17 protein-coding genes are annotated in these 22,811 nt (G+C 42.7%); 10 read left to right on the top strand and 7 right to left on the bottom strand.

What is annotated here, in order from left to right; genetic code table 11:
* Positions 1-69: 69 nt before the first annotated feature.
* From H6571_02190 to msrA, 3 genes are all read left to right on the top strand, one after another.
* Positions 70-450, top strand: a complete 381-nt coding sequence (locus H6571_02190; GenBank protein MCB9322527.1) for a hypothetical protein — start codon at positions 70-72, stop codon at positions 448-450.
* Between the two features lie 108 nt (positions 451-558).
* On the top strand, positions 559-1,290 hold the full coding sequence (locus tag H6571_02195; protein ID MCB9322528.1) for a methyltransferase: 732 nt from the start codon (positions 559-561) through the stop codon (positions 1,288-1,290).
* A gap of 66 nt (positions 1,291-1,356) precedes the next feature.
* Positions 1,357-2,034, top strand: coding sequence for a peptide-methionine (S)-S-oxide reductase MsrA (gene msrA / locus H6571_02200; GenBank protein ID MCB9322529.1), 678 nt, complete (start codon positions 1,357-1,359; stop codon positions 2,032-2,034).
* Positions 2,035-2,324: 290 nt separating this feature from the next.
* Here msrA and H6571_02205 read toward each other — a convergent pair whose 3' ends face one another.
* On the bottom strand, positions 2,325-2,837 hold the full coding sequence (locus H6571_02205) for a DinB family protein (protein ID MCB9322530.1): 513 nt from the start codon (positions 2,835-2,837) through the stop codon (positions 2,325-2,327).
* 95 nt (positions 2,838-2,932) lie between these two features.
* Here H6571_02205 and H6571_02210 point away from each other — a divergent pair, with 95 nt between their 5' ends.
* From H6571_02210 to H6571_02240, 7 genes are all read left to right on the top strand, one after another.
* Entirely contained in the window at positions 2,933-4,351 is a 1,419-nt protein-coding gene (locus H6571_02210) for a sugar MFS transporter (protein MCB9322531.1), read from the top strand.
* Positions 4,352-4,384: 33 nt separating this feature from the next.
* Positions 4,385-7,318 carry a glycoside hydrolase family 92 protein gene (locus H6571_02215; GenBank protein ID MCB9322532.1) on the top strand — a complete coding sequence of 978 codons (2,934 nt, stop codon included), beginning with the start codon at positions 4,385-4,387 and terminating at the stop codon, positions 7,316-7,318.
* Between the two features lie 19 nt (positions 7,319-7,337).
* Positions 7,338-8,186 (top strand): hypothetical protein, encoded by an 849-nt coding sequence (locus H6571_02220; GenBank protein ID MCB9322533.1) that lies wholly within the window; start codon positions 7,338-7,340, stop codon positions 8,184-8,186.
* A 64-nt stretch (positions 8,187-8,250) separates the two neighbouring features.
* Entirely contained in the window at positions 8,251-9,273 is a 1,023-nt protein-coding gene (locus H6571_02225; protein ID MCB9322534.1) for a N(4)-(beta-N-acetylglucosaminyl)-L-asparaginase, read from the top strand.
* Positions 9,263-9,961, top strand: a complete 699-nt coding sequence (locus tag H6571_02230; protein ID MCB9322535.1) for a copper homeostasis protein CutC — start codon at positions 9,263-9,265, stop codon at positions 9,959-9,961. The genes H6571_02225 and H6571_02230 overlap by 11 nt, the downstream gene beginning before the upstream one ends.
* A gap of 61 nt (positions 9,962-10,022) precedes the next feature.
* Positions 10,023-12,314 carry a glycoside hydrolase family 2 protein gene (locus H6571_02235; GenBank protein MCB9322536.1) on the top strand — a complete coding sequence of 764 codons (2,292 nt, stop codon included), beginning with the start codon at positions 10,023-10,025 and terminating at the stop codon, positions 12,312-12,314.
* Positions 12,315-12,612: 298 nt separating this feature from the next.
* A complete protein-coding gene (locus H6571_02240; GenBank protein MCB9322537.1) occupies positions 12,613-13,272 on the top strand; it encodes a hypothetical protein in 660 nt (219 codons plus the stop codon).
* A 58-nt stretch (positions 13,273-13,330) separates the two neighbouring features.
* On the opposite strand, the gene H6571_02245 is transcribed toward H6571_02240, so the two are convergent.
* The 6 genes from H6571_02245 to H6571_02270 all read right to left on the bottom strand — a co-directional run bounded on the left by H6571_02245 (position 13,331) and on the right by H6571_02270 (position 22,754).
* Positions 13,331-14,521 (bottom strand): trans-2-enoyl-CoA reductase family protein, encoded by a 1,191-nt coding sequence (locus tag H6571_02245; protein MCB9322538.1) that lies wholly within the window; start codon positions 14,519-14,521, stop codon positions 13,331-13,333.
* A 38-nt stretch (positions 14,522-14,559) separates the two neighbouring features.
* Positions 14,560-16,404, bottom strand: a complete 1,845-nt coding sequence (locus tag H6571_02250; protein MCB9322539.1) for a TonB-dependent receptor — start codon at positions 16,402-16,404, stop codon at positions 14,560-14,562.
* A gap of 157 nt (positions 16,405-16,561) precedes the next feature.
* Positions 16,562-17,899 carry a TolC family protein gene (locus H6571_02255; GenBank protein MCB9322540.1) on the bottom strand — a complete coding sequence of 446 codons (1,338 nt, stop codon included), beginning with the start codon at positions 17,897-17,899 and terminating at the stop codon, positions 16,562-16,564.
* Between the two features lie 38 nt (positions 17,900-17,937).
* Positions 17,938-21,096, bottom strand: coding sequence for an efflux RND transporter permease subunit (locus H6571_02260; protein ID MCB9322541.1), 3,159 nt, complete (start codon positions 21,094-21,096; stop codon positions 17,938-17,940).
* 52 nt (positions 21,097-21,148) lie between these two features.
* Entirely contained in the window at positions 21,149-22,258 is a 1,110-nt protein-coding gene (locus tag H6571_02265) for an HlyD family efflux transporter periplasmic adaptor subunit (protein MCB9322542.1), read from the bottom strand.
* A 25-nt stretch (positions 22,259-22,283) separates the two neighbouring features.
* The gene (locus H6571_02270) at positions 22,284-22,754 is read right to left on the bottom strand and encodes a MarR family transcriptional regulator (GenBank protein ID MCB9322543.1); all 471 of its coding nucleotides are present in this window, start codon (positions 22,752-22,754) and stop codon (positions 22,284-22,286) included.
* Positions 22,755-22,811 lie beyond the last annotated feature (57 nt).

Below are 22,811 nucleotides of genomic sequence, written 5' to 3' on the forward strand. Positions count from 1 at the left end.
AATTGTACGAATTTCGTTGAGAACAATCAGAATTTTTTTTTTAACCTTTAACCTGAAAACAATTTAATTATGGGATTTATTTTTGGATTATTAGTAATTGGAATCGTATTCGTCGTCATTGCCGGCATGTGGAAAATTTTTGAGAAAGCCGGACAACCGGGTTGGGCTGCTATTGTTCCGATCTACAATATAGTTATTTTGCTGGAGATTGTCAGAAAACCATGGTGGTGGTTGCTTTTAATGATTATACCCTATGTCGGTATGATTTGGAGCATTTGGACCTACAATTTGCTGAGCAAAAGCTTTGGAAAAGATGAAGGATACACCGTTGGAATGATCTTTCTGCCTTTTATATTCATCCCCATGTTGGGATTTGGAGAAGCTCAGTATATCCATAACAGGATCGAAGCTCCACAGGATAATGATATTCTGGATTCGGATCTGGTATAACCAGAAGCGTTTATTTTTTTGGACCATTTAGTATCCATTTTAATATCAAAATAAAAAGAAAAAAGCCGGTACCCGTAAACTTCAGGTATCGGCTTTTGTTGTATTGCCATGATTTCTAAGAAAACAAATCCATTTCGATTCAAACAGTTTACCATCCGTCAGGATCAGACAGGGATGAAAGTTGGTACGGATGGAATCTTACTGGGAGCCTGGGCAAATATAGAATCTGCTGATGCCATACTTGACATAGGTAGCGGATCAGGCGTGATTGCCCTTATGCTTGCTCAGCGCAACCCTTTCGCTGCCATTCAGGCCGTGGAAATCGATGAACATTCCTTTGCCGAAGCATCCGAAAATATCCGAAACAGTCCATGGCCGGGTCGTGTTCAAATTTTTCACACCTCCATACAGGAATTTTCGAAAAGTACCCCGGACAAATTCGATGCCATAGTGAGTAATCCACCTTTCTTCAGCGGGGGAACCTTCTCTGATTCCCAGGAACGGAATAATGTGCGTCACACAGTGAAACTGCCCCACGGTGAGCTCCTGCTGTCTGTGAGAAAACTACTTTCTGAAGAAGGCCGTTTTTCTCTTATTTTGCCTTACCTGGAAGGATTGCGATTTTGCGAACTGGCAGAGTCCTATAATCTCTATTGTGTCAGATCACAGGAAGTTTTACCAAAGTTGGAAAAACCAGTCGAACGTCTGTTGATGGAATTTCGCAAAAAGAAACCCGATAGCTGTTACGTCGAAAAAAAACTAGTCATACAAAAGGGAGAAGCCAATGACTGGACCGATGATTATAGAAATTTAACCAACGCTTTTTACCTGAATATGTGACAGATGGTTTATTATTCCGTCCCCTTTTGTGAACATTCCCCCTTAACATTATTAAAAATTATTGCCATGAAAAAAATTCTATTGCTCAGCCTGTTATGCTCATTTTTAGGAACAGCATGCAGCCAGCAACAAAAAACTCTCACGAATACTAATAAAGAAAATCCCTCCATTGAAAACTATATCCAGGGAAAAAATTATGAAAACTACGAAGTGGCCACCTTTGCGGGAGGTTGTTTTTGGTGTATTGAAGCTGCTTTTTCACGCATCAACGGTGTGGAGGATGCCATCAGTGGATACTCAGGGGGTGAAGTGGAACATCCAACCTATTCCCAGGTAGGGGAGGGCAACACCGGCCATGCAGAATCTGTCATGGTTTATTATGATCCGGAAAAAATTGACTTTAAAACCTTACTCCAGGTCTTTTTTGTGGCCCATGATCCCCGTTTTCCTAACCGGGAAGGCAACGATGTCGGGACTGAATACCGCTCTATCGTATTCTACCATAACGATGCCCAAAAAGAAACTGCCGAGGCTTATATCAAAGAGTTGCTGGACAATGGAGTATTTGATAAAATTGCTACAGAGGTGATACCATATACTGAATTCTGGGTCGCAGAAGATTATCACCAGGATTATTACGAACACCATCCTGAAAATCCTTACGTCAGAAGCGTTAGCCGCCCCAAGGTGGAGGCTGTTAAGAAGCAATTTGCGGATATCCTGAAGCCGGAATTTTCCAATTAATTTGAATAGTAAAAACATGAGACATCCCAAATTTTGGTTAACACCAAAATTTGGGATTTTTGTGTGGCTTGAATCTATCAAATGAGGTAAAATGGTAGATGGAGCCTGAGGTAAAAAGCCGGAAGTGCGCTTTTTTTCTGTCAAATTACTCACAAATGCTAAACAATGCGCGAAAAAATCAGAAAATCAATTGTTCCGCTATTGTGCCAGAAGGATTGATACTACCAGGCCTCAAAAAATATTTTGAATTTTGCCGCCAGGCAAAATTCGGGATGACTCATATTTCCTCATCACCATCCTCTATACCTTGGTGGCTTTATCCCGTTTAACCGCAAATAAACTATCAGTTGCCCGCGATGATGCGTGGAATGATCATTCATCAGGGTAATGATCTGGCGTTTCGATTTTGGGCCTGCAAAAAATTCAACGGTTTCTTCCAGTTGCCCGGGAGTCACCATATCCACAGCTTTACCAGACAATTCATAACCAGAATTGAGCATTTCCAATATTTCGGCCTTGGAATAATCTTCCCTTTTAAGGTCGAAATCAACAGGGGTGCCTCCCAGGTAACTGGTACTTAGCCAGTTCATATTGCTAATCATGTGTAACAATTGACTTTTGAAACTCATTTCTTCCTCTGTTGGTTTGAAGTCGTAATGTTCTTCGGGCATAGCAGCAGCCAACTCAATGGTATATGCTGCCGAATTTTTCCATTTTTCTTTAAAATCTTCTATAAAACCATTTTGCCCCCGGGCAGTAAATGTTATCAGTCCGAGCACCAACACTGGCATCCATTTTTTCATAAGCCTAAAATTTTATTTGTAATGTAACCAAATTCTTTTTTTTTTAAGGGGGAAAAGCTAGATTTATGCTTTTGAAACCACCTTAACCTGAAATTATGAACATTGACCAATCTGTAAATAGAAAGTCCTTTTTGTTTTTATCCTCCCTTTTTTTTATGTGGGGGTTTATTACGGTGACCAACGATATTTTAATCAACACCTTTAAGGGCATTTTTGATCTTACGGCTCCTCAAAGATCCCTTGTGCAATCGGCTTTTTTTGGTGCTTTTTTCATCATTTCGCTTATCTATTTTTTACTGTCCACTTCCACCGGGAGAGACCCGATTAATCGCATTGGGTATAAAAACGGTATGGCGATCAGCCTGGCCGTTTGCGGTATGGGATGTCTTATGTTTTATCCTGCTGCTCATTTTCATTCTTACGCATTTTTCCTGTCTGCCCTTTTTGTGCTGGCTTCGGGAGTGACTTTATTACAAATTTGTGCGAACCCTTATGCTACGATCCTTGGCCCTCCGGAATCAGCTTCAAGCCGGCTCAACCGGGCCCAGGGGCTCAATTCATTAGGAACAACCCTCGGCCCCCTTGTAGGCACCATTCTCATCTACCAGGTCTTTTCAAAAGGAAACGTGGATGTTAATTCCGTATCCGATACATACGTTCTTTACGGGTTTGTATTTTTGGGGATGGCTCTTTTTACCTTTACCCGAAAAATGCCGACCTTCAAAAATACTGAAATTATCGAAAAAGGGCTGGCCGTGTTAAAAAACAGGCACCTTTTCCTGGGAGTCCTTGCCATCTTCTTTTATGTGGGATCGGAAGTTGCTGTTGGCAGCTGGGTGGTTGAATTCATCCGATCCGATAAAATCATGGGATTGGGCGAAGCAGAAGCCAGTTATTTCCTTTCCTACTTCTGGGGAGGACTGATGATCGGCCGGCTGTTGGCGGGAATATCCCTGAACAACGAATTCAGCGTAAAACAAAAAGCCATTCGTATGGCCATATACTCCATAACCACTTTCTTCCTCATTTATGTCGTAACTGCCATCAAATTTGAAGAAGGCCATTTTACCCTTCGATTCCTCGAATTTAGTAAAATAAGCCTTTATCTGTTGCTGATGGTGATCAACTACTCCGCCTTTTTTATCACCTTCAATAAACCCGCACGTGCACTGGTCGTTTTTTCCCTGATCAACGCAGTATTGATCTCTGTAGCGATTTTGGGAAGCGGACACCTGGCCTTCTGGTGTTTATTGGGCTCAGGGTTATTTTTCTCGGTGGGCTGGTCCAATATTTTCTCTCTCGCTATCAGGGGGCTTGGCAAACTGACCAGCCAGGGATCTTCGCTTCTGGTCATGGCCATTGTCGGAGGAGCAGTATTACCCGGCATTCAGAGTTTTATTATTGAAGGATTTGGGGTTCAAATTTCGTTTTTGATTCCTCTTTTAGGAATGATTTACCTCATTTTTTATGGATTAAACGGTTATAAATCCAAATCAGAATTGAAAAAGTCGTAAAATCTAACAATCAATCAAATAAAATCATCAAAAGTGAGAAATATATTATTGTTATTCATCCTTGCCATTTTCGTATTTAGCTGCAGCAATTCCAATGAGACCGAAAGTCCCGTGAAATATGTCAATCCATTTATTGGAACAGGCGGACACGGCCATACTTATCCGGGAGCCAGTCTCCCTTTTGGCATGATGCAATTAAGCCCGGATACGCGGCTGGAAGGATGGGACGGATGCAGCGCCTATCATTACACCGACAGTATTGTTTACGGGTTTAGCCATACACACCTAAGCGGAACGGGAATTCCTGATTATGGGGATGTGCTTTTCATGCCTACTGTAGGAGCCGTTCAATGGGATAATGGTTACAAAACGGGGGTAGATAATGGGTATGCCTCTCGTTTTGATCACTCAAAAGAAATCGCGGAAGCCGGTTATTATAGTGTGGACTTACTCGATTACAATATCGGGGTGGAATTAACCGTGACGAAACGGGCAGGGCTACACAAGTATAAGTTCCCGGCCTCCTCCCAGTCCAATATCATCCTGGATCTTGATCACCGTGACCGTTTGTTGGATGCTGACATAGAAATTTTAAACAATACCACCATCCAGGGAAAACGTTTTTCAAAAGAATGGGCACAACAACAACAGCTTTATTTCTATGCTGAGTTTTCAAAACCTTTTGAAAACAGTCAATTGTATCAAAATGAACTCATCGAATTGGAGGGAGCATCGAGGAACACCAAAGCTGCTTTTTCGTTTAACACCGAAGCAGGCGAAGAAATTTTGATCAGGATTGGCATCTCAGCGGTGAGTACCGAAGGAGCAAAGAAAAACCTTGAAGCTGAAATTGCTCACTGGGATTTTGATAAAACCCGATCGGAAGCCCGGGAGGCCTGGAATGAAGCTTTGAATAAAATCACCGTAAAAGGAGGCAGTGAGGATCAGAAAACCATTTTCTACACTGCGCTTTATCATACGATGCTCAGCCCGAACCTTTTCATGGATGTGGATGGAAGTTACCTTGGAACCGATTTTAAAACCCATAAGGCTGAGGGATTTAATAATTATACTGTTTTTTCGCTTTGGGATACTTACCGGGGAGCCCACCCGCTTTATACCTTGATAGAAAGAGACAGAACGCTGGATTTTATACAAACTTTTTTAAATCAGTATAAAAATGGCGGACAATTGCCGGTTTGGGAACTGGCCGCAAATTATACCGGGTGTATGATCGGATATCATAGTGTCTCGGTGATTGCCGATGCTTATGCAAAAGGCATTACGGATTTTGATACCGCCCTGGCCCTGGAAGCCATGAAACACAGTGCCAACCAGGATCATCTCGGTTTAGATGCCTATAAAAGTTTGGGGTACATTCCTGCCGATCACGAGCCGGAATCCGTTTCCAAAACACTGGAATACGCCTATGACGACTGGTGCATTGCCCAATTCGCCAAAGCAATAGGTGCAGAAGAAGACTATTTTAATTTCCAAAAGAGGTCTCAGAATTACAAAAATATTTTCGACCCTACAGAAGGGTTTATGCGGGCGAAAATGTACAACACCTGGTTTGCTCCCTTCGATCCTGCCGAAGTGAATTTTAATTATACGGAAGCCAATAGCTGGCAGTACAGTTTTTGCGTACAGCAAGATATCCCCGGAATGATAGCACTGTATGGCGGGAATGATAAATTCGAAGCAAAATTAGACCAGTTGTTTGAAACGGAAATGGAACTCTCCGGAAGAGAGCAGGCAGACATCACCGGTTTGATCGGTCAGTATGCCCATGGCAACGAACCGAGCCACCACATGGCCTATCTTTACAATTATATCGGCAAGCCCTGGAAAACCCAGGAAAGAGTGCGAAAAATTCTTCGCACCATGTACCATAACCAACCTGACGGGCTTTCGGGAAATGAAGACTGCGGACAAATGTCGGCATGGTATGTATTAAGTGCCATGGGTTTTTATTCAGTGACCCCCGGATTGCCTTTTTATGCCCTGGGAACACCTATTTTTGATGAAGTGAGTATTCACCTTGAAAATGGAAAGACCTTTACCATAAAAGCAGATAACCTGTCACAAAAAAACCTTTATATACAATCAGCCAGCCTGAATGGCGTTGCTTTAGAGGAAGCTTTCTTATCGCATAAAAGCATCCTTGAAGGTGGAACGCTTACCCTGAAAATGGGACCTGAAGCCAACAAAGACTGGGGATCAGGCAAAACCTCCTTCGAAGAGGAACAACCCGTAAACATTACTCCGGTTCCTTTTATTCTTTCAGATTCCCGGACTTTTATTGATGAGTTGGAAATTCAGATACAATCGGTGGATCCGGACAGTAAAATATACTACACCCTGGATAATAAACCTGTCACTAATGGCGCCCAATTATACCAGGGCCCCATCCTTTTAAAAGAATCGACCACAGTAACGGCAATGGCCATCAATGAAGGAAGAGCCAGCGCTCCAATTAGGAGCGAATTCTTTAAAATCGACGGAGGCAGGACTATTGAATTGAAATCAACATATGCCAACCAATATGCTGCCGGCGGGCCTAATGCCCTGATCGATTACATGAAAGGCACCAATAATTATCGTACAGGCGCCTGGCAGGGATATGAAGGACAGGATGTGGTAGCTGTTGTGGATCTGGGAGAAATAAAATCACCTACCCAGGTCGGCATGGGGTTTGTCCAGGATATCAAATCATGGATATGGTTTCCCAAAGAAGTATCATTCGAAATCTCCAAAGATGGCCTGGAATATAAAAAAGTGGCCGTGGTTCCCAATGATTTTTCAAATAAGGAATACGGCGCCTTCACCAAGCAGTTCAGTGCCGAGGTTCATGAACCTTTTAGATTCCTTAGAGTCACAGCGGTTAATTTTGGAAAATGTCCAGATTGGCACCTTGGGGCAGGAGGGAATTCCTGGATTTTTACAGACGAAATTGATATTAGATAAATTAATACCCAAAAGGAAAATGATTTTAGTAGCGGACAGTGGGTCGACGAAATGCGACTGGGCATTAATAGACGCTAAAAATAATATTACCGAATTTCAGACGATGGGGTTCAATCCGCTTTTTCATTCGGAAGACCTCATCGTGGAAACATTGAGAAAGCACCAGGCTGTGGACGCCCATTTTAAAAGTGTTACTTTCTTATATTATTTTGGAGCAGGCACCGGAAGTGAGACCTTGAGATTGTCTATGCAAGCCGCGCTGAAAAAAGTATTTCCTTTTGCAGAAAAAATATCCACCCACACGGATCTTCAGGGTGCGGCACTGGCCACTTATGAGGGAACACCATGTATATGCTGTATTTTGGGAACAGGGGCCAACGCCTGTTTTTATGACGGGCATAATCTGAAAGAGAAAAATCCTGCACTTGGATTTATCCTTGGAGATGAAGGCAGTGGAGCCTTTTTTGGCAAAAAACTGTTGGCAGCCTATTTATACCGTCAACTACCACCTTATTTAATGACTGCTTTTGAAGAGCAGTACGGGTTGAATAAAGAAATTATCATAGAAAAGATTTACAGAGCTCCCCGTGCGAACGTATTCCTAGCCTCATTTATGCCTTTTTTCCATGCCCACCGTAACGATGAATTTATTCGCAAAATACTGAGTAACGGGTTCAGGCATTTTTTTTTGGAACACGTTTTATGTTTTAAGGGCTATCGAAATCTACCGGTTCATTTTGTCGGTTCCATCGCTTATTTTTTCAGCGCCGAATTATTGATTGAAGCAAACAGGCTGGGGATTACCCTGGGGCAAATTGTGTCCCGTCCGATAGAAAAACTGAAAGGACTGGATTGGAAATCCAATTGATTAACTTTGATAGCCGGACAGAAAAGACATTAAATCAAACCGATTATCGAAAAAATAAAACAAAATGCAAAACAGAAGAAAATTCCTGAAACTATCTGTGCTCACAGGAGGAGCTATGTTGACTCAATCGGCATGTATTCCCAAAGAATCTGAGGAGAGAAGCACCACGACCCCGGATGCCCAAAACGATAGCATTCAAACGAAGCCTGTTATTATTTCTACCTGGAATCACGGACTGGATGCCAATAAAGTGGCCTGGAGTGTATTGAAAGCGGGCGGAAGCGCCCTGGATGCCGCTGAACAGGGCGTTAGGGTCGTCGAATCAGATCCCAAGGTTTCCAGCGTCGGGTATGGTGGCGCACCGGACAGGGATGGCAAGGTAACCCTTGATGCATGCATCATGAATCATAAAAATCAATGTGGATCCGTTGCCTTTTTGCAACATATAGAAAATCCAATTTCTGTGGCCAGGAAGGTCATGGAAGAAACGGAACACGTAATGCTGGTGGGCGAAGGAGCTCTGCAATTTGCCCTGGAAAAGGGATTTAAAAAAAAGAACCTTCTAACAGAGGAGGCTAAAAAGAACTGGGAAAAATGGTTGAAAACTTCACAATACAAACCCATCATCAATATCGAAAACCATGACACCATCGGTTTATTGGTCATGGATGCCGAAGGGAACCTTTCCGGGGCCTGTACCACCAGCGGAATGGCATACAAATTACACGGAAGAGTAGGGGACTCGCCGATTATTGGAGCAGGCCTTTTTGTAGATAACGAAGTGGGCGGGGCTTGTGCTACCGGCGTCGGAGAGGCCGTTATTCGGATCGCGGGAAGCGCTATTGTAGTGGAACTGATGCGCCAGGGGAAATCACCCCAGGAGGCCTGCAAAGAAGCTGTGGAACGAATTATTCGAAAACATGACAATATAGACAATATGCAGGTAGGTTTTATTGCCCTCAATAAGAAAGGGGAATACGGAGGATACAGTATTTACAACGGTTTTAATTTCGCCCTAAAAACGGAGACCATAGAAAATTTAACGGATGTCCCTTACTTTAAAGAAAATGGGAAAGATGGAAATTGAAATATGCCTTGAGGAACCGGAAACAGCTGTGCTGGCCGATCAATCAGGCGCGAAACGAATAGAGCTGTGCAGCGCCCTTGACCTGGGTGGACTTACTCCTTCCTTCGGGCTCATCCAAACCTGTGTTACCCAATGTGATCTTGAGGTTTTCGTAATGATAAGGCCACGGGGAGGAGATTTCGTGTACTCAGCTGAAGAATTGGCCATTATGGAAGCAGACTTAGTGGCGGCAAAAAACGCGGGAGCACATGGCGTGGTTTTTGGCTGTCTGACCGAGAAGAACGAATTGGATCTGGCGGCCAATAGAACATTGATCCAAAAATCAAAAGAGCTGGGCCTCGGAACCACCTTTCACAGAGCTTTTGATTTTTGTACACAGCCTGAAAAATCTCTCTTTGACCTGATCGATATGGGCTTTGACCGGCTTTTGACTTCAGGACAAAAACCACGAGCTATCGATGGAATTGATCTCATTAAAAAGCTCGTCAGAATAGCGGAAGACCGGATTCAGATCATGGCAGGCAGTGGGGTCAACGCAGAAAATGCATTCATGCTCTCTGCAACAGGGATACATGCCATTCATTTTACGGCCAGAAAACCTGTCAGCTTAGAAGATCCCCTGAATATGGGGCTAAAATATATTCCCGATCCAGAAAAAATAAAACAAATTATTCATGCAATCAGTTAAAGTATTTCGTCCAGGATTTTTTTCTCTACCTCTTTTTTTCTTCACTTTATGCTCATTCTTTATGAATCAATTAACCTTCGGACAGCAAGTACACCAAAAAGCCCTTCCCTCAAATTGGGAATTCCAGCTTTCCCCTTCAGGAACCAATGGCCCCGAAGCAAAAAGCCTGAGCGGACAGTGGTTTCCGGCCAAGGTACCCGGCGTGATTCACACAGATTTACTGACTAACAAACTGATTGAAGATCCTTTTTGGGAAACAAACGAAATAAAATTGCAATGGATAGAGCGGGAGAATTGGGATTATCGGACAACCTTTGAAATAACGAAGGAAGATTTGTCCTACCAACACCTGGAAGTTGTGTTCGAAGGACTGGATACCTATGCCGATGTTTTTATCAACGGCAATAAAATCATTTCATCGATCAATATGTTCCGAGCCTGGCGGGCTGAAATACGGGATTTGCTCCGACAGGGTCAAAATGAAGTATTGGTCAAATTCAGGACGCCGCTGATCGAAAACAAACAAAAACTGGAGGATTATCCGGTGAAGCTGCCTTCAGGCAATGAAACGGTTGATCTCCAGGTGGGTTCATTTACCCGCAAGGCAGCCTATCATTTCGGATGGGACTGGGGGCCACGATTCGTAGGTTGTGGCATCTGGCGACCGGTATATATTGAACAATGGAATGTAGCTAAAATTACGGACGTTTTTTGTCGGACGATTTCAATGGACAAGGATACGGCCATCGTAAAGATCCAGGTTGAAGTGGAAGCGGATATACCCGCTGAGACGGATTATAGTTTGAATTTTAATGGCAGAAAAATAGCCTGCACCCTAAAGCCTGGAAACAATCTGGTGGTATTCGATTACCAGATTACCTCCCCTAAATTATGGTGGCCCAATGGCCTGGGGGATCCATATCTCTATGATCTTGCAGTTGAACTGACCAGTGGCAACAAACTCGTTGACAGGTCTTTAACTCATTTTGGCGTCAGGACAATCAAGCTGGTCAACCAACCCGATGAAATAGGTACTTCCTTTTATTTTGAAGTAAATGGCTTCCCTGTGTTTATGAAAGGGGCCAATTATATCCCCCAGGATATTTTTCTCACTGAAGTCACGCCTGATCGTTATCAAAAACTCATTGCCGACGCCAAAGGAGCCAATATGAATATGCTTCGGGTATGGGGAGGGGGTATTTATGAAAATGACCTTTTTTATCAACTATGTGATCAAAACGGCATTCTGGTTTACCAGGATTTTATGTTTGCCGGAAGCATGTATCCGGATTTCGACGATTTCAAGCAAAATATAAAAGAAGAGGTAGCCTACAATATCAAAAGGCTACGCAACCATCCCTGCATCGCTCTTTGGTGCGGAAACAATGAAATAGAGGTGGCCTGGGCCAATTGGGGCTGGCAGAAAAAATTCGGATATTCAGAAAAAGATTCACTTAGAATATGGAACAACTACCTGAGTATTTTCCGGGAGATGATCCCTTCACAGGTGGGTTTGCTTGACCCTGACCGGCAATATGTGAGCACTTCTCCTTTGAGTAACTGGGGGAAACCCGAAAAATTCAATCACAGTTCCATGCATTATTGGGGCGTTTGGCACGGAAAAGAACCCTTTGAAAATTTCAAGACCAACGTGGGAAGATTTATGGCAGAATACGGTTTTCAGTCTTTCCCCTCCATGGAGACCATCCGAAAGTTTGCTTCCGACAGCAGTTTTTACCTGGAATCTGCCACCATGGCCAATCGCCAAAAGAGCTACATCGGCAACGGGATGATCAAAAGCTATACCGAAAGCTGGTACGGAGAATCGAATTCTTTTGAGGAGTTTGTCGAATTGAGCCAGAAAGTCCAGGCAGAAGGCATAAAAATGGCGATTAAGGCCCATAGGATGAATAAACCGCATTGCATGGGTACGCTGTTCTGGCAACTTAACGATTGCTGGCCAGGGCCCTCCTGGAGCAGTATGGATTATTACGGAACATACAAACCACTGATGGAGGTCGCCAGAAAATTTTACCAGCCTGTTATCGGGATCATGGATACCGATAACAAGAATTTTGATATCACCCTCGTTTCAGATAAACGGGAAAGGGTAGAAGGACAAATGATGGTTCGGCTTATCAATTTGAATGATGAAATTCAGCGGGAATGGAATTTGCCTTTCAAACTTCATCCCAATGAGGTTCAAAAAGTATTCACGATTGAAACAAAAGAATTGCTTAAGGGCCTTAAAGAAAAAAATGTATATATGGAATTGGATCTTATTTCGGAAAATAACCTGATCTTTAATGATACTTTTTATTTTGTCAAGCCCAAAGATCTTGGAAAAAATTAAACCATACCTGCATAATTAAGAATTTTACTTGTTAATAACGGTAATTTTTCAGCGCTTTATTTTGACAAAAAGATCAATTTTTTTACTTTTATGCCAACCATTTAAAACCCTGTTAAATGGTTGGCATAAACAATTGTCAGCAATTATCTTCGTTTCTATAAATAATCAACTACTTATCTCCAAAATAGAATACCCTGCTTTTGCTCTTTTCTAGTTTGCAACCATTTTTAATTTATGGTTGTTACAAGACAAGAGCATATTTTACTAATTATTGCTATACACTTTAAGACCAATTATCATGAACTATTCCAAGTTGATCGTTTTGAGTATCCTTAGCTGGTTACTATTTTTTTCAGGAACCCACCCGGATTTAAAAAAATGGGAATTCTGGAAAGAAAAAGATGGGGTAAAGGTCTATACCAGGCTCAATACTGGTTCGAAAATTAAAGAGCTTAAAATGGAAACGGTTTATCGGGGTACTCTTTCCAGTTTTGTTGCCGTACTTCAGGATCTTTCTTCCTATGAAAGATGGGTTTATGCCAACAAAGAAGCTATGGTTGTCAACCATATTTCTGATACAGAATTGCTCTATTATGGCCTGACGGACTTCCCCTGGCCTATGAGTGATCGGGATTATGTCGTCCACAATAAGATATGGCAAAATCCAAAATCGCTGGAGTTTTATTCACTTTCCATTGCCAAAGATGGTTACCTTCCTGAAAAAACAGGCGTTATCAGGGTTTCTACGCTCGAAGCTAAATGGACATTGACACCCAAACATAAAGGCGAGTTTAACGTCGTTTATACCGTAAAATCAGACCCAGAAGGATCCATTCCCTCCTGGATGACCAATATGATGCTTGATGTTGGACCGTTTAAAACACTAAAAAATCTGGAATTGGAGACCCAAAAAGCTCAATACAAATACGCTACTTTTGATTTTATCAAAGAACCGTAAAATCTGACAACGTTAAGTGAGCCCGGCAACCAGGCCCGGCTCAACTCTTGTTGTTTTATTATAATTGTAACCCCGGAATATCAACCATTTCGTCGGCATCCTTTTCATAATCAATTCCATCAAAATGAAAACCGAACAGATTGAAAAATTCTGTTTTATAGCCCTCTAAGTCTCCAATTTCCGGCAGGGTTTCCGTGGAGGCCTGCGCCCATAATTCCGATACTTTCTCCTGAACATCTGGGCGCATTTCCCAGTCGTCCAGTCTAATTCGTCCCGCTTCATCTGTGGGTACGCTTTCAAGATACAAGCGATCATTGAAAAGCCTGTAAATTTGTTCAATACAGCCTTCCTGGAGGCCTTTGGCTTTCATTACTTTGTATAACAGAGAAATGTACAAAGGAATTACAGGGATGGCTGAACTGGATTGGGTGACCAGCGCTTTGTTTACAGATATATAGGCCTTCCCATTGATATCTTTCAACGCATCGGAAATGGAAAAAGCTGTTTTTTCCAAATGGTCCTTTGCCTTGCCAATGGTACCTTTCCTGTAAACAGCCTCGGTCAGTTCAGGACCAATATAGGAAAAGGCAACCGTTTTAAATCCGGAAGAGAGCAAATTTTCCTGTTTTAAAGCATTGATCCACATTTCCCAATCTTCGCCTCCCATCACGGCTACGGTATTTTCAATATCTTCCCCGGTACAAGGTTCTATGGTAATAGCCTTGACCTCTCCGGTGTGAAAATCAACTGTTTTATCCGTAAATGATTTTCCAATGGGTTTCAAGGTAGATTTGTACCGCATTCCGCTATTGGGATGTGTCCGGACAGGAGAAGCCAGAGAGTATATCACCAAATCCACCTGGCCTAAATCTTCTTTTATTAATTTCATGGTCTGCGCCTTGACTTCATTTGAGAAGGCATCCCCATTTATACTTTTAGCATATAAACCAGCCTTATGCGCTTCATTTTCAAAAGCCGCTGTGTTATACCATCCGGCAGATGCTGTTTTGCCTTCCATGGGTGGTTTTTCAAAAAAAACGCCAATGGTAGCCGCATTGGACACAAAGGCACTGGTGATCCTCGAAGCCAGTCCAAATCCTGTTGAAGCCCCAATCACCAGCACTTTTTTGCCACTTTTGATGGCTTTTTTTGATTTTATATATTCAATTTGATTCAGTACATTTTGCTCACAGCCTTTTGGATGGGCCGTAATGCAAATAAATCCGCGAGTCTTTGGTTCTATTATCATCGTATTTTTCTTTTTTTAATAATTAAATCCCTGGTTTATTAAAATAAATCAACGGACAACCCCATTGAAGCCCATCTTCCGGGCATTTCCACAAGATTCGTTTCTTTGTATTTCGTGTCGAAGACATTACTCACATTGGCGAATATCCTGAAATGACCGGACTGCCACGTCAATCTGGTATTCAGCACAAAATAGTCATCCAGATTCACTCGGTCAAAATATCTTGCCGAAATAGTCTGGAATAATTTTCCTTTCAAATAATTCAATCTTAAACCAGAAGTAATTTGATATTTGAGATTTTCCAGCGCATAGCGCGATTCAGCGCCGCTTTCTTTTACCTCTGCATGGATGTAGGTGAATCCAATATTAATATTATCCAGCCAGTAATGCTTCCGCTTTAGCAAAGAAGCCAAATAGACCGTTGCATTGCTTTCTACGCCGAAATGGGAGAGTTTGGCAATGTTATTTGCCGTCCATACCACATCTTCAGGTTTTTCCTTAATCCAATCGATGATATCCATACCATCGCGATAAAACAGGCTAAACTGGGCATCAAGTCCCTGAATTTTTCGGGTTTTAAGCCCGACTTCGTAACTTAGTGCGCGCTCCGGTTGTAAATTTACATTTCCGATATTGACCGGCCCATTGTAATATAGATCCGTATAGGAAGGCACCCTGTAGGTGTAACCGGCATTTGCGATTAAATTCAAATGATCCGTCAACTGGTAACCCAGGTCGATCCCCGGCAAAAAAACAGTTTTAAAGTCTGAGTAGGTATTGAGTTGAATACCCGGAGTAATGCTGAGCTTTCCATCCAGCAAATTGAATCGTTGCTCAGCAGAAAGGCTCACCACCGTCCGGTTCCGTTTACCCAAGTTATTACTTGACAGCCAAACTTTATTGATATCAACCCCAACTCCCAGTATACCGAGGCCATTATATGCCATTAAATTTACTTCCCCGCCGAGGGTATTGTTGATATGGAAGTTTCTGAAATAATCCGGATCCTGACGTAGAAAGAGGTATTCATCCTGATTGCGCCTCCAGTATAAATTGCTTTTTAAAACCAGTTTCTCGGTTAGAAATTGATTATAACTCATGGTTACGAGGCTGGTTTGAACCGCTTCGTACTGATCCTTGTAATCGGGGCTGGCATAAAAGCCGTTGGCTCCAAATGCCCGATTGGTGAACCCTGCCATAAGCCCAACTTTTCCTTGAGCAAGATCCCTTCCTGCCTGGTAAAAAATATTGCTTATCCCATAATCTGTATTATACTTGTACCCGTCGCTTTGGTCATGGCTTCCGGAAAGGGTATGATGCCAGTTTCCGGATAACTTTGATCCGGAAATTTTCCCGCCCAACAAGGCATGCTCTCCATAAGTGACCTGGGCTTTCAGTCCATTTTTGTCGGGCGTTTTGGTAATGATATTGATGGCTCCGGCAAAAGCATTTTGGCCAAAGATCCTGGCTCCGGGGCCTTTGAGTATTTCAATGCGCTCAATATTTTCAATATCGACAGGAATGTTCAGTGAATGGTGTCCTGTCTGGGGGTCTGATATTTTTACGCCGTTCAATAAAATAAGGACCTGCTCAAAAGTGCCCCCCCTGATGCCTGCATCGGCCTGTACACCATGCGGCCCCCTTTGGCGGATGTCAATGCCTGCCTGGTAATTCAATAATTCCTGGATATTGTTTACCGGTGCATTTTTGATCTGTTCAGCGGTAATAACCTGTATACTCCGGGTTTGATCGGAATAAGGTATTTCAATTCTTTTTTCCAATACAACGACCTCTTCTATATTCTCTTTGGTTTGGCCGCATAAAGGACTATTTCCCAAGGCAAAAATCGCCAGGAAAAGAATGATTGTTCGATTGATTGTCATGGTTAGTTATTTTTTTGCCTACGAAAAGGCGCAAAGGTAATAGAGTAGGGGGACAAAAAAAAGCTACGGGTTACGAGAGGCATGTTTTATGAAAAAACCATGACATCCCGCAACCCGTAGTTGGATTATCCTATTTTTGAAACAGCATCTCTGCTGACTAATACTGTGCCCCGATCAATTGCCCGCTCAATTGCAAAAGAGAAAGTTCAATGACTTTGGCATCAAATTTAGCCTGGTTGTAATTGCGGGTTGCATTGAGTAAATTTAATTGCGCCTGCCGGTATTCCACCGAAGAAACCTGGCCAATGCTGAATTTTTCATCGGTATAGCGAAAATTCCTCCGGTTGGTTTCCAGGTTTTTGTCTTCAGCTTCCAGGACAAATAATGCATTCTGGTAGGTCTCCCAGGCATTGATCACGTCGCGTTCAATTTCCTGTTCCAGGGCTGATCGGTTCAGCTGTTGGTTGGCCATGGCAATTTTAGCATTCTGAATCCTCGTCCGGGTAACCCCTCCGTCAAAGATATTCCAGGAAGCACTCAAGCCTATATTAAGGCCATTATTTCGGATCAGGTCCGTTTGAAAAGCACTCGGATTCTCCCCCAATGCGTTATCGGTTAAGCTCCAGGAGTAGGAGAGACTGGATCCCACTGTCGGCAATTTATTGGCTTCAGCCAATTTGAGACTGTAGTCGCTTTGGGTAATATTTTGTTCTGCCAAAAGCAATTCAACATTATTGACTTTAGCATTCTGCACCAGGTCGGGAAGGGAGAGTCCGGCAGTGTATAAAACGAGGGTATCCACCTGGAAATCATTTCCCAGGTCGTTGCGCAAAATAAGGTTCAGGTTGCGTTTTGAATTGGCCAACAATCTTTCCAGGTTCCTGTAATTGATGCTGTCACGATTTACATCAACTTCAGCGTTAAGGATATTTAATTTAGAACCCTGGCCATAATCGAATTGATATTGGGCTCTTTGAAGACGTTTTTTTGAAACTTCCAGCGTTTGCTGTTGTGCATTGACATCGAGCGTAATCTGTGCGATATCATAATAGGCCGTAAACAATTGAAGGAGGGTAAATTCAATGCCTTGCCTTACATTAAGCTCGGCAATCGAACGAGCCACTTTGAGTCCTTCCAGGTTGTATGCACGCCTTTTGCCATCATAAATAAGATAATTAGCCCCAATGGAGGCATTGGAGCGTTTTGTCGCGGCGCCACTCACACTTTGGGTATGTCCGTCGGCAAAGGTAATTTTCGATCCACCAAGATCAACACTTGCCGCGGCATTGGTAGAAACCGTTGGCAAATACCCGGTATTAAAAATACTGGTATTGTTGTCTGCAACTTCCAGCTGATTGTTGATAATTTGCAGATCGTAATTGTTTTCCAGTGTCATTCGGACAGCCTCGTCTTTTAGCAAGATTTCCTGTGCCGAAGCGAAATTTACTAAAGCAAAGAAAAAAAGGAGAAGTCCTGATTTAATATTATTACTCATTTTTAGCTTTTTCATTTAAAGTTAATCATTGATCAATATTACGATTCCCGCTCTTCTTCCTCGGCTTTCATTTCAACAATAGCCCTTTCTATTTCCTCACGGGTAGGTTTTTTCCCGGTAAGGAGCCAGTGCCCCCAAACCCTGAAACTATTCCATGAATAAAGCAGGATAGGTAGCATTAAAAGGGTCAAAAACGTCGCCAATCCAATACCATAAGCAATTGATATAGCCATAGGAATGAGAAACTGCGCCTGGCGACTTGTTTCAAAGATCAAAGGAGCCAAACCGGCAATAGTCGTAACGGAAGTCAGGAAAATCGCCCTAAACCTTGATTTACCTGCCCGCAGCAGCGCTTCTTCAAAGTGCATGCCTTCCTTGAGATAAAGGTTAAATTTCCCGATAAGCACCAGACCATCATTGACGACGATCCCAATCAATGCAATAATGCCCAGCCATGATAAAATGTTTACCGGGAATCCGTGTAACCAGTGGCCCCATAAAACGGCAATCAGGCTGAAAGGGATCATTAAAAACAATATCAGCGGCTGGCTATAAGATCTGAAAGTGAAGGCGATCAAAGCGTAAATAATGGCGAGGATAACAGGAATGATCAGTTTCGCCGAAACAGCCACCTTATTGGCTTCCCTGTTCTGACCTTCGTACAAAGCAGAAACCGTTGGATATTTGGCCTTAATGCCGGGCATAATATCCGTTTTGACCATTTCCAGGATATCCGAGGCGCTGTCTTTTGGATCCTTCAAGTCAGCTTCCACGCGAATTTCCCGCTGCCCATCCAGGTGGTTGATGGAAATTTCCCCCCTGGCGATGGTATAGGAGGCAATTTCGGAGAAAGGAACTTTAGCTCCCGAAGGAGTGTTGATCCACATTCCATCAAGATCCTTAATGGATTGCCTGTCGCCCAGTTCATATCTTACCCAAACCTTAATCTCATCCCGGCCTCTTTGGAACCGTTGCGCCTGGAACCCAAAGAAACCACTTCTGACCTGGGCCATGACCTGGTTTAAAGTCAGCCCCAGAAGATAAGCATTATCTTTCAGTTGTATCTTGATCTCCTTGATCCCGGCAGGATCGTTATCGGCAACATCTTTCAGGTTGGGAATTTCATTAAATGCCACTTTAAGTTCTTCTTTTGCAGCCTTTAGGTCTTCAATATTGTTGCCCACTAATGATACGGATACCGGCCTGCCGCCAAAGTTGGACCCAGAACCATACTGGACACTTTCCGCCCCGTAAATAGGCCCCATTTTTTCCTGGATAGCATTGGCAATGATATCGGAGCTAAAATCTCTTTCCTCTCCCGGCAGCAAGTTCACATCAACTGATGCCGTCGATGTGCCAGGTCCCACACGTTTAATGATATTATCAACAATATTTTTTCCTCCGGATTGCAGTCCCAAAAAGTCTTCGTTGACGTCCCAGGCAGCCTTTTCGATCTTTGTAATGATCGAATCAGTGATATTTTCATTGGTGCCTTGTGGCATTTTGAGCGTAATGGCAATCCGGTCACTCGCAATAGTTGGGAAAAACGTGGTTCTGATGATCCCGCCTTTTAAGGCTCCAATGGTTACCAAAAACATCGAAAGAGGAATCGCGAAACCCAAAAATTTGTTCTTTAGAAAAAAGGCCAGGTAAGGTCCGTAAAGTTTATCCCGCATCCAGTTCATGAAACGGTCGCCGTAAACATTAAATAAATAGGTCTTTTGATCACTCGCCAGGGCTTTGGAATGTGCTATGTGAGCGGGTAATATGATCATGGCTTCCACCAGAGAAACAGATAAGGTCAACATAACGATAGCAGCCACTTCGCTGAAAAATGATCCAATCCTGCCATCCAGGAAAAAGAAAGTGGAGAAGGCTACAATAGTCGTTAGCACAGCGCTCACGATAGGGGGGATGACTTCTAAAGTACCATCTACCGCAGCGCGAATGGGGCTTTTTCCTTTTTCATAATGGTGGTAGATATTTTCTCCGATCACAATCCCGTCATCCACGAGAATACCAATCACGATGATCATACCAAAGAGAGACAAAACATTTATGGTAATTCCCGCACTTCCCGCGAAGATAAACATTCCAAAAAAAGAAATTGGGATCCCCGTAGCCACCCAAAAGGCAATACGGGGTTTCAGGAAAATGGATAGCAATAACACGACGAGTATAACTCCAATACCGCCGTTATTCATAAGCAGTTTTGTCCGCTGGATCAAAGTAATAGAGGAATCCCTGGTGACATCCAGGCGCACATTATCGTGTTCCGCATTAAATTTTTCAATAAATGCATTGACCTTTTCCGCAGAAGATATAAGATCTTCATTATCCGTACTTTCCACCAGTACCTGGATCGATTCCAACCCATTATAAAAAACCCGGTCAGGTGTCTCCGACCATTTGTCCCTCACCGTTGCCACATCTTTCAAACGAATGACCCGACCATTATTATCAGCTCTCACCACAATAAAGTCAAGTTCATCTCCATAATAAGAGCGGTTGTTGGCCCGGATAAGGTATTCTTCTTCATCCGTTTTAACTCGTCCGCCAGTGGTCAGGATATTAGATCCGGAAACGGCCTGTGCCACTTCCTGGAAGGTCAGATCATAGGCCCTCAGGTCATTTTCCCTTACTGCAATTTCAATTTCTTCGTCCGGAAAGCCTGAAATCGAAACCTGGGAGATTCCTTCAATGTTGCGGATTTCATTTTCCAGTCCTCGCGCAATCTCTTTGAGCGTTTTTAAGGGAATTTCCTTGCCACTAACCGAAAAACTCACAGTTTCCCTTCTGTTTTCGACTTTTGATACAACAGGAGGTTCCATGCCTGAAGGGTAGGAGGGTACCCGGTCTACTGCATTTTTTACATCGGCAAGAATAATATCAATGTCGAATCCCTTAATGATTTCAACATTAATCCTTGCCGAATTTTCTGAAGAAACAGAAGTAACCCGGTCTATCCCGATTAATCCCCTTAAGTTGTCCTCAATTTTGATCACTACACCTTCCTCCATTTCCCTTGGAGACGCACCGGGGTACGTTAATTGAATGCTGATGTTCTGTGATTCGACCAAAGGGAAAAAGGAGGATTTTAGCCTAATAGCCCCAATTAGTCCAAAGGCTACTACAGCGATAAGAATCACGTTGACCGCAACAGGATATTTTATAAAATACGATACGATATTTTTCATCTTTTTTTTAAGTAAGTTTCCCGAGAGGGCATTAATAAAGCAAACCTAATGTTTAGTCTTTCAGTACTTCAACTTTCATCCCCGAATAAGCTCCGGGAACGGGTTTTGCTAAAATTCTGATCCCATCCTCTAAACCTTTTATCACTACGGAATTTTCATTAAAATAAACAGGAGTGATTTGTCTCAACTCAAGTACGGTATCTAAAATGACAAATATTTTATTATTTTCCACTAATAGCTTACGGTCGATTTCGAAGGTTTCTGCCTCATCTTTTGCACTGATCTCCGCTTCCAGGTACATCCCTTCTTTGAGGTCTTCACCTCTTACCTGGATATAAGCTTTGACCGTTTGGGAGGTAGCATCAACTTTTCCGTTGACACGGATAATTGTTCCGTTCCAGGTCTTTTTCTTTTCCAGGTCATGAAGCGCCACCTGTTTGCCGGTTTTGAGTCGGCCTTCAAGGGAAATATTGACCGGAACCTCCATCTCAAAAACACTTGGGTCGATAAATTCTCCCAGTTTTTGTCCCGCACGAACCAGGGTTCCCGGGGTGACATCAGCTTCAGTGAGAACCCCGCTAAAAGGAGCGTAGATGACGTATTTACTCAACCTTACCTGCTGGTTTTTGATATTGTACCAGGCAGATTGTATATTTCTACCCGCAATGAAGAGTTTTTCTTTTTCGGAAAGAGGCTCAGGAAGCGGGGCAAGTGCTTTATCCATATCAAACTTTGCCAGGTAAGATTTCCAATTCGGCAAGGCTTCAGGAAAGTCCAGTTGCAGATCAGGTAATAGGGCAACAATCTGATTGTACAAAGCGCTTTTTTGGGCCTGCAGGGAGGCAAAAAACTCTGCGCTGTTGAGTTTCAAAAGAACTTCCCCTTTTTTATAAAAAATACCCGGTTTAAATTCCCTGGCACTATTTTCAAAAATGCCCTGAACTTCGGAAAATAACTGAACCTTGTTTTTGGCCACCAACTGCCCGCTTGTGGTGATAAAAATCGGAATATCTGAATTGGCAACGGTTTGAGCATAAACTGAAGCGACCTTCTTTTCAGTGGGAGGGGGGCCCTGTTTTTTTATGTTGGACAATTTTTTGTACCCAAATAAGCCGGCAGCAATTAATAATGCACCGAGAATAATCGTAATTAATGATCTCATTTCTTTTGAAAATTTTATTTTTTGCTCAATAACAGTCCTGCTCTACATCCACACTGTTATTGTTCATCTGATTTATATTATGCTGAATTTGTTTTAACACTTCGATGGCCATTTCGAGTTTTTCCGACGGTATATTATGCTGAACTTCTAAAATGGTCATTTGAACAACCGGGACAGCCTGCAAATAAGTAGTTTTTCCCTTATCAGTTAAAAAAATCTGTTTGGTTCTCTTATCCGATTCCATTGGGATCCTGTTGATAAAACCTTTTCGTTCCATCGTGGTCACCAGCCTCCCCAAAGATGTTTTATCCCTGCCGGTAAGGAAAGCGAGTTCTTTTTGAAGTTGTCCGTCTTTTTCACAAAGCCTGCTCAGCAATAACCATTGGATTTTGGTTAGATCCAAACCGTGGGCCTGAAATTTTTCTGTAAGAACCAGCCCCATCATTTTAGCTGTTCTACCGACCCAGGGCATCAATTCATTTCCAATATCCTTCATTGATCTTTGTTAAACTTCAAAAAGAGGTGCAAAGGTAAAATAAATACTCACTTTGGT

The organism is Lewinellaceae bacterium, from assembly GCA_020636105.1.
Classification (GTDB): Bacteria; Bacteroidota; Bacteroidia; order Chitinophagales; family Saprospiraceae; genus BCD1.

Coding starts and splice junctions, on each gene's coding strand:
- H6571_02190 (MCB9322527.1), top strand. CDS start 70: ATGGGATTTATTTTTGGATTATTAGTAATTGGAATCGTATTCGTCGTC.
- H6571_02195 (MCB9322528.1), top strand. CDS start 559: ATGATTTCTAAGAAAACAAATCCATTTCGATTCAAACAGTTTACCATC.
- msrA (MCB9322529.1), top strand. CDS start 1,357: ATGAAAAAAATTCTATTGCTCAGCCTGTTATGCTCATTTTTAGGAACA.
- H6571_02205 (MCB9322530.1), bottom strand. CDS start 2,837: ATGAAAAAATGGATGCCAGTGTTGGTGCTCGGACTGATAACATTTACT.
- H6571_02210 (MCB9322531.1), top strand. CDS start 2,933: ATGAACATTGACCAATCTGTAAATAGAAAGTCCTTTTTGTTTTTATCC.
- H6571_02220 (MCB9322533.1), top strand. CDS start 7,338: ATGATTTTAGTAGCGGACAGTGGGTCGACGAAATGCGACTGGGCATTA.
- H6571_02225 (MCB9322534.1), top strand. CDS start 8,251: ATGCAAAACAGAAGAAAATTCCTGAAACTATCTGTGCTCACAGGAGGA.
- H6571_02230 (MCB9322535.1), top strand. CDS start 9,263: ATGGAAATTGAAATATGCCTTGAGGAACCGGAAACAGCTGTGCTGGCC.
- H6571_02235 (MCB9322536.1), top strand. CDS start 10,023: ATGAATCAATTAACCTTCGGACAGCAAGTACACCAAAAAGCCCTTCCC.
- H6571_02240 (MCB9322537.1), top strand. CDS start 12,613: ATGAACTATTCCAAGTTGATCGTTTTGAGTATCCTTAGCTGGTTACTA.
- H6571_02245 (MCB9322538.1), bottom strand. CDS start 14,521: ATGATAATAGAACCAAAGACTCGCGGATTTATTTGCATTACGGCCCAT.
- H6571_02250 (MCB9322539.1), bottom strand. CDS start 16,404: ATGACAATCAATCGAACAATCATTCTTTTCCTGGCGATTTTTGCCTTG.
- H6571_02255 (MCB9322540.1), bottom strand. CDS start 17,899: ATGAGTAATAATATTAAATCAGGACTTCTCCTTTTTTTCTTTGCTTTA.
- H6571_02260 (MCB9322541.1), bottom strand. CDS start 21,096: ATGAAAAATATCGTATCGTATTTTATAAAATATCCTGTTGCGGTCAAC.
- H6571_02265 (MCB9322542.1), bottom strand. CDS start 22,258: ATGAGATCATTAATTACGATTATTCTCGGTGCATTATTAATTGCTGCC.
- H6571_02270 (MCB9322543.1), bottom strand. CDS start 22,754: ATGAAGGATATTGGAAATGAATTGATGCCCTGGGTCGGTAGAACAGCT.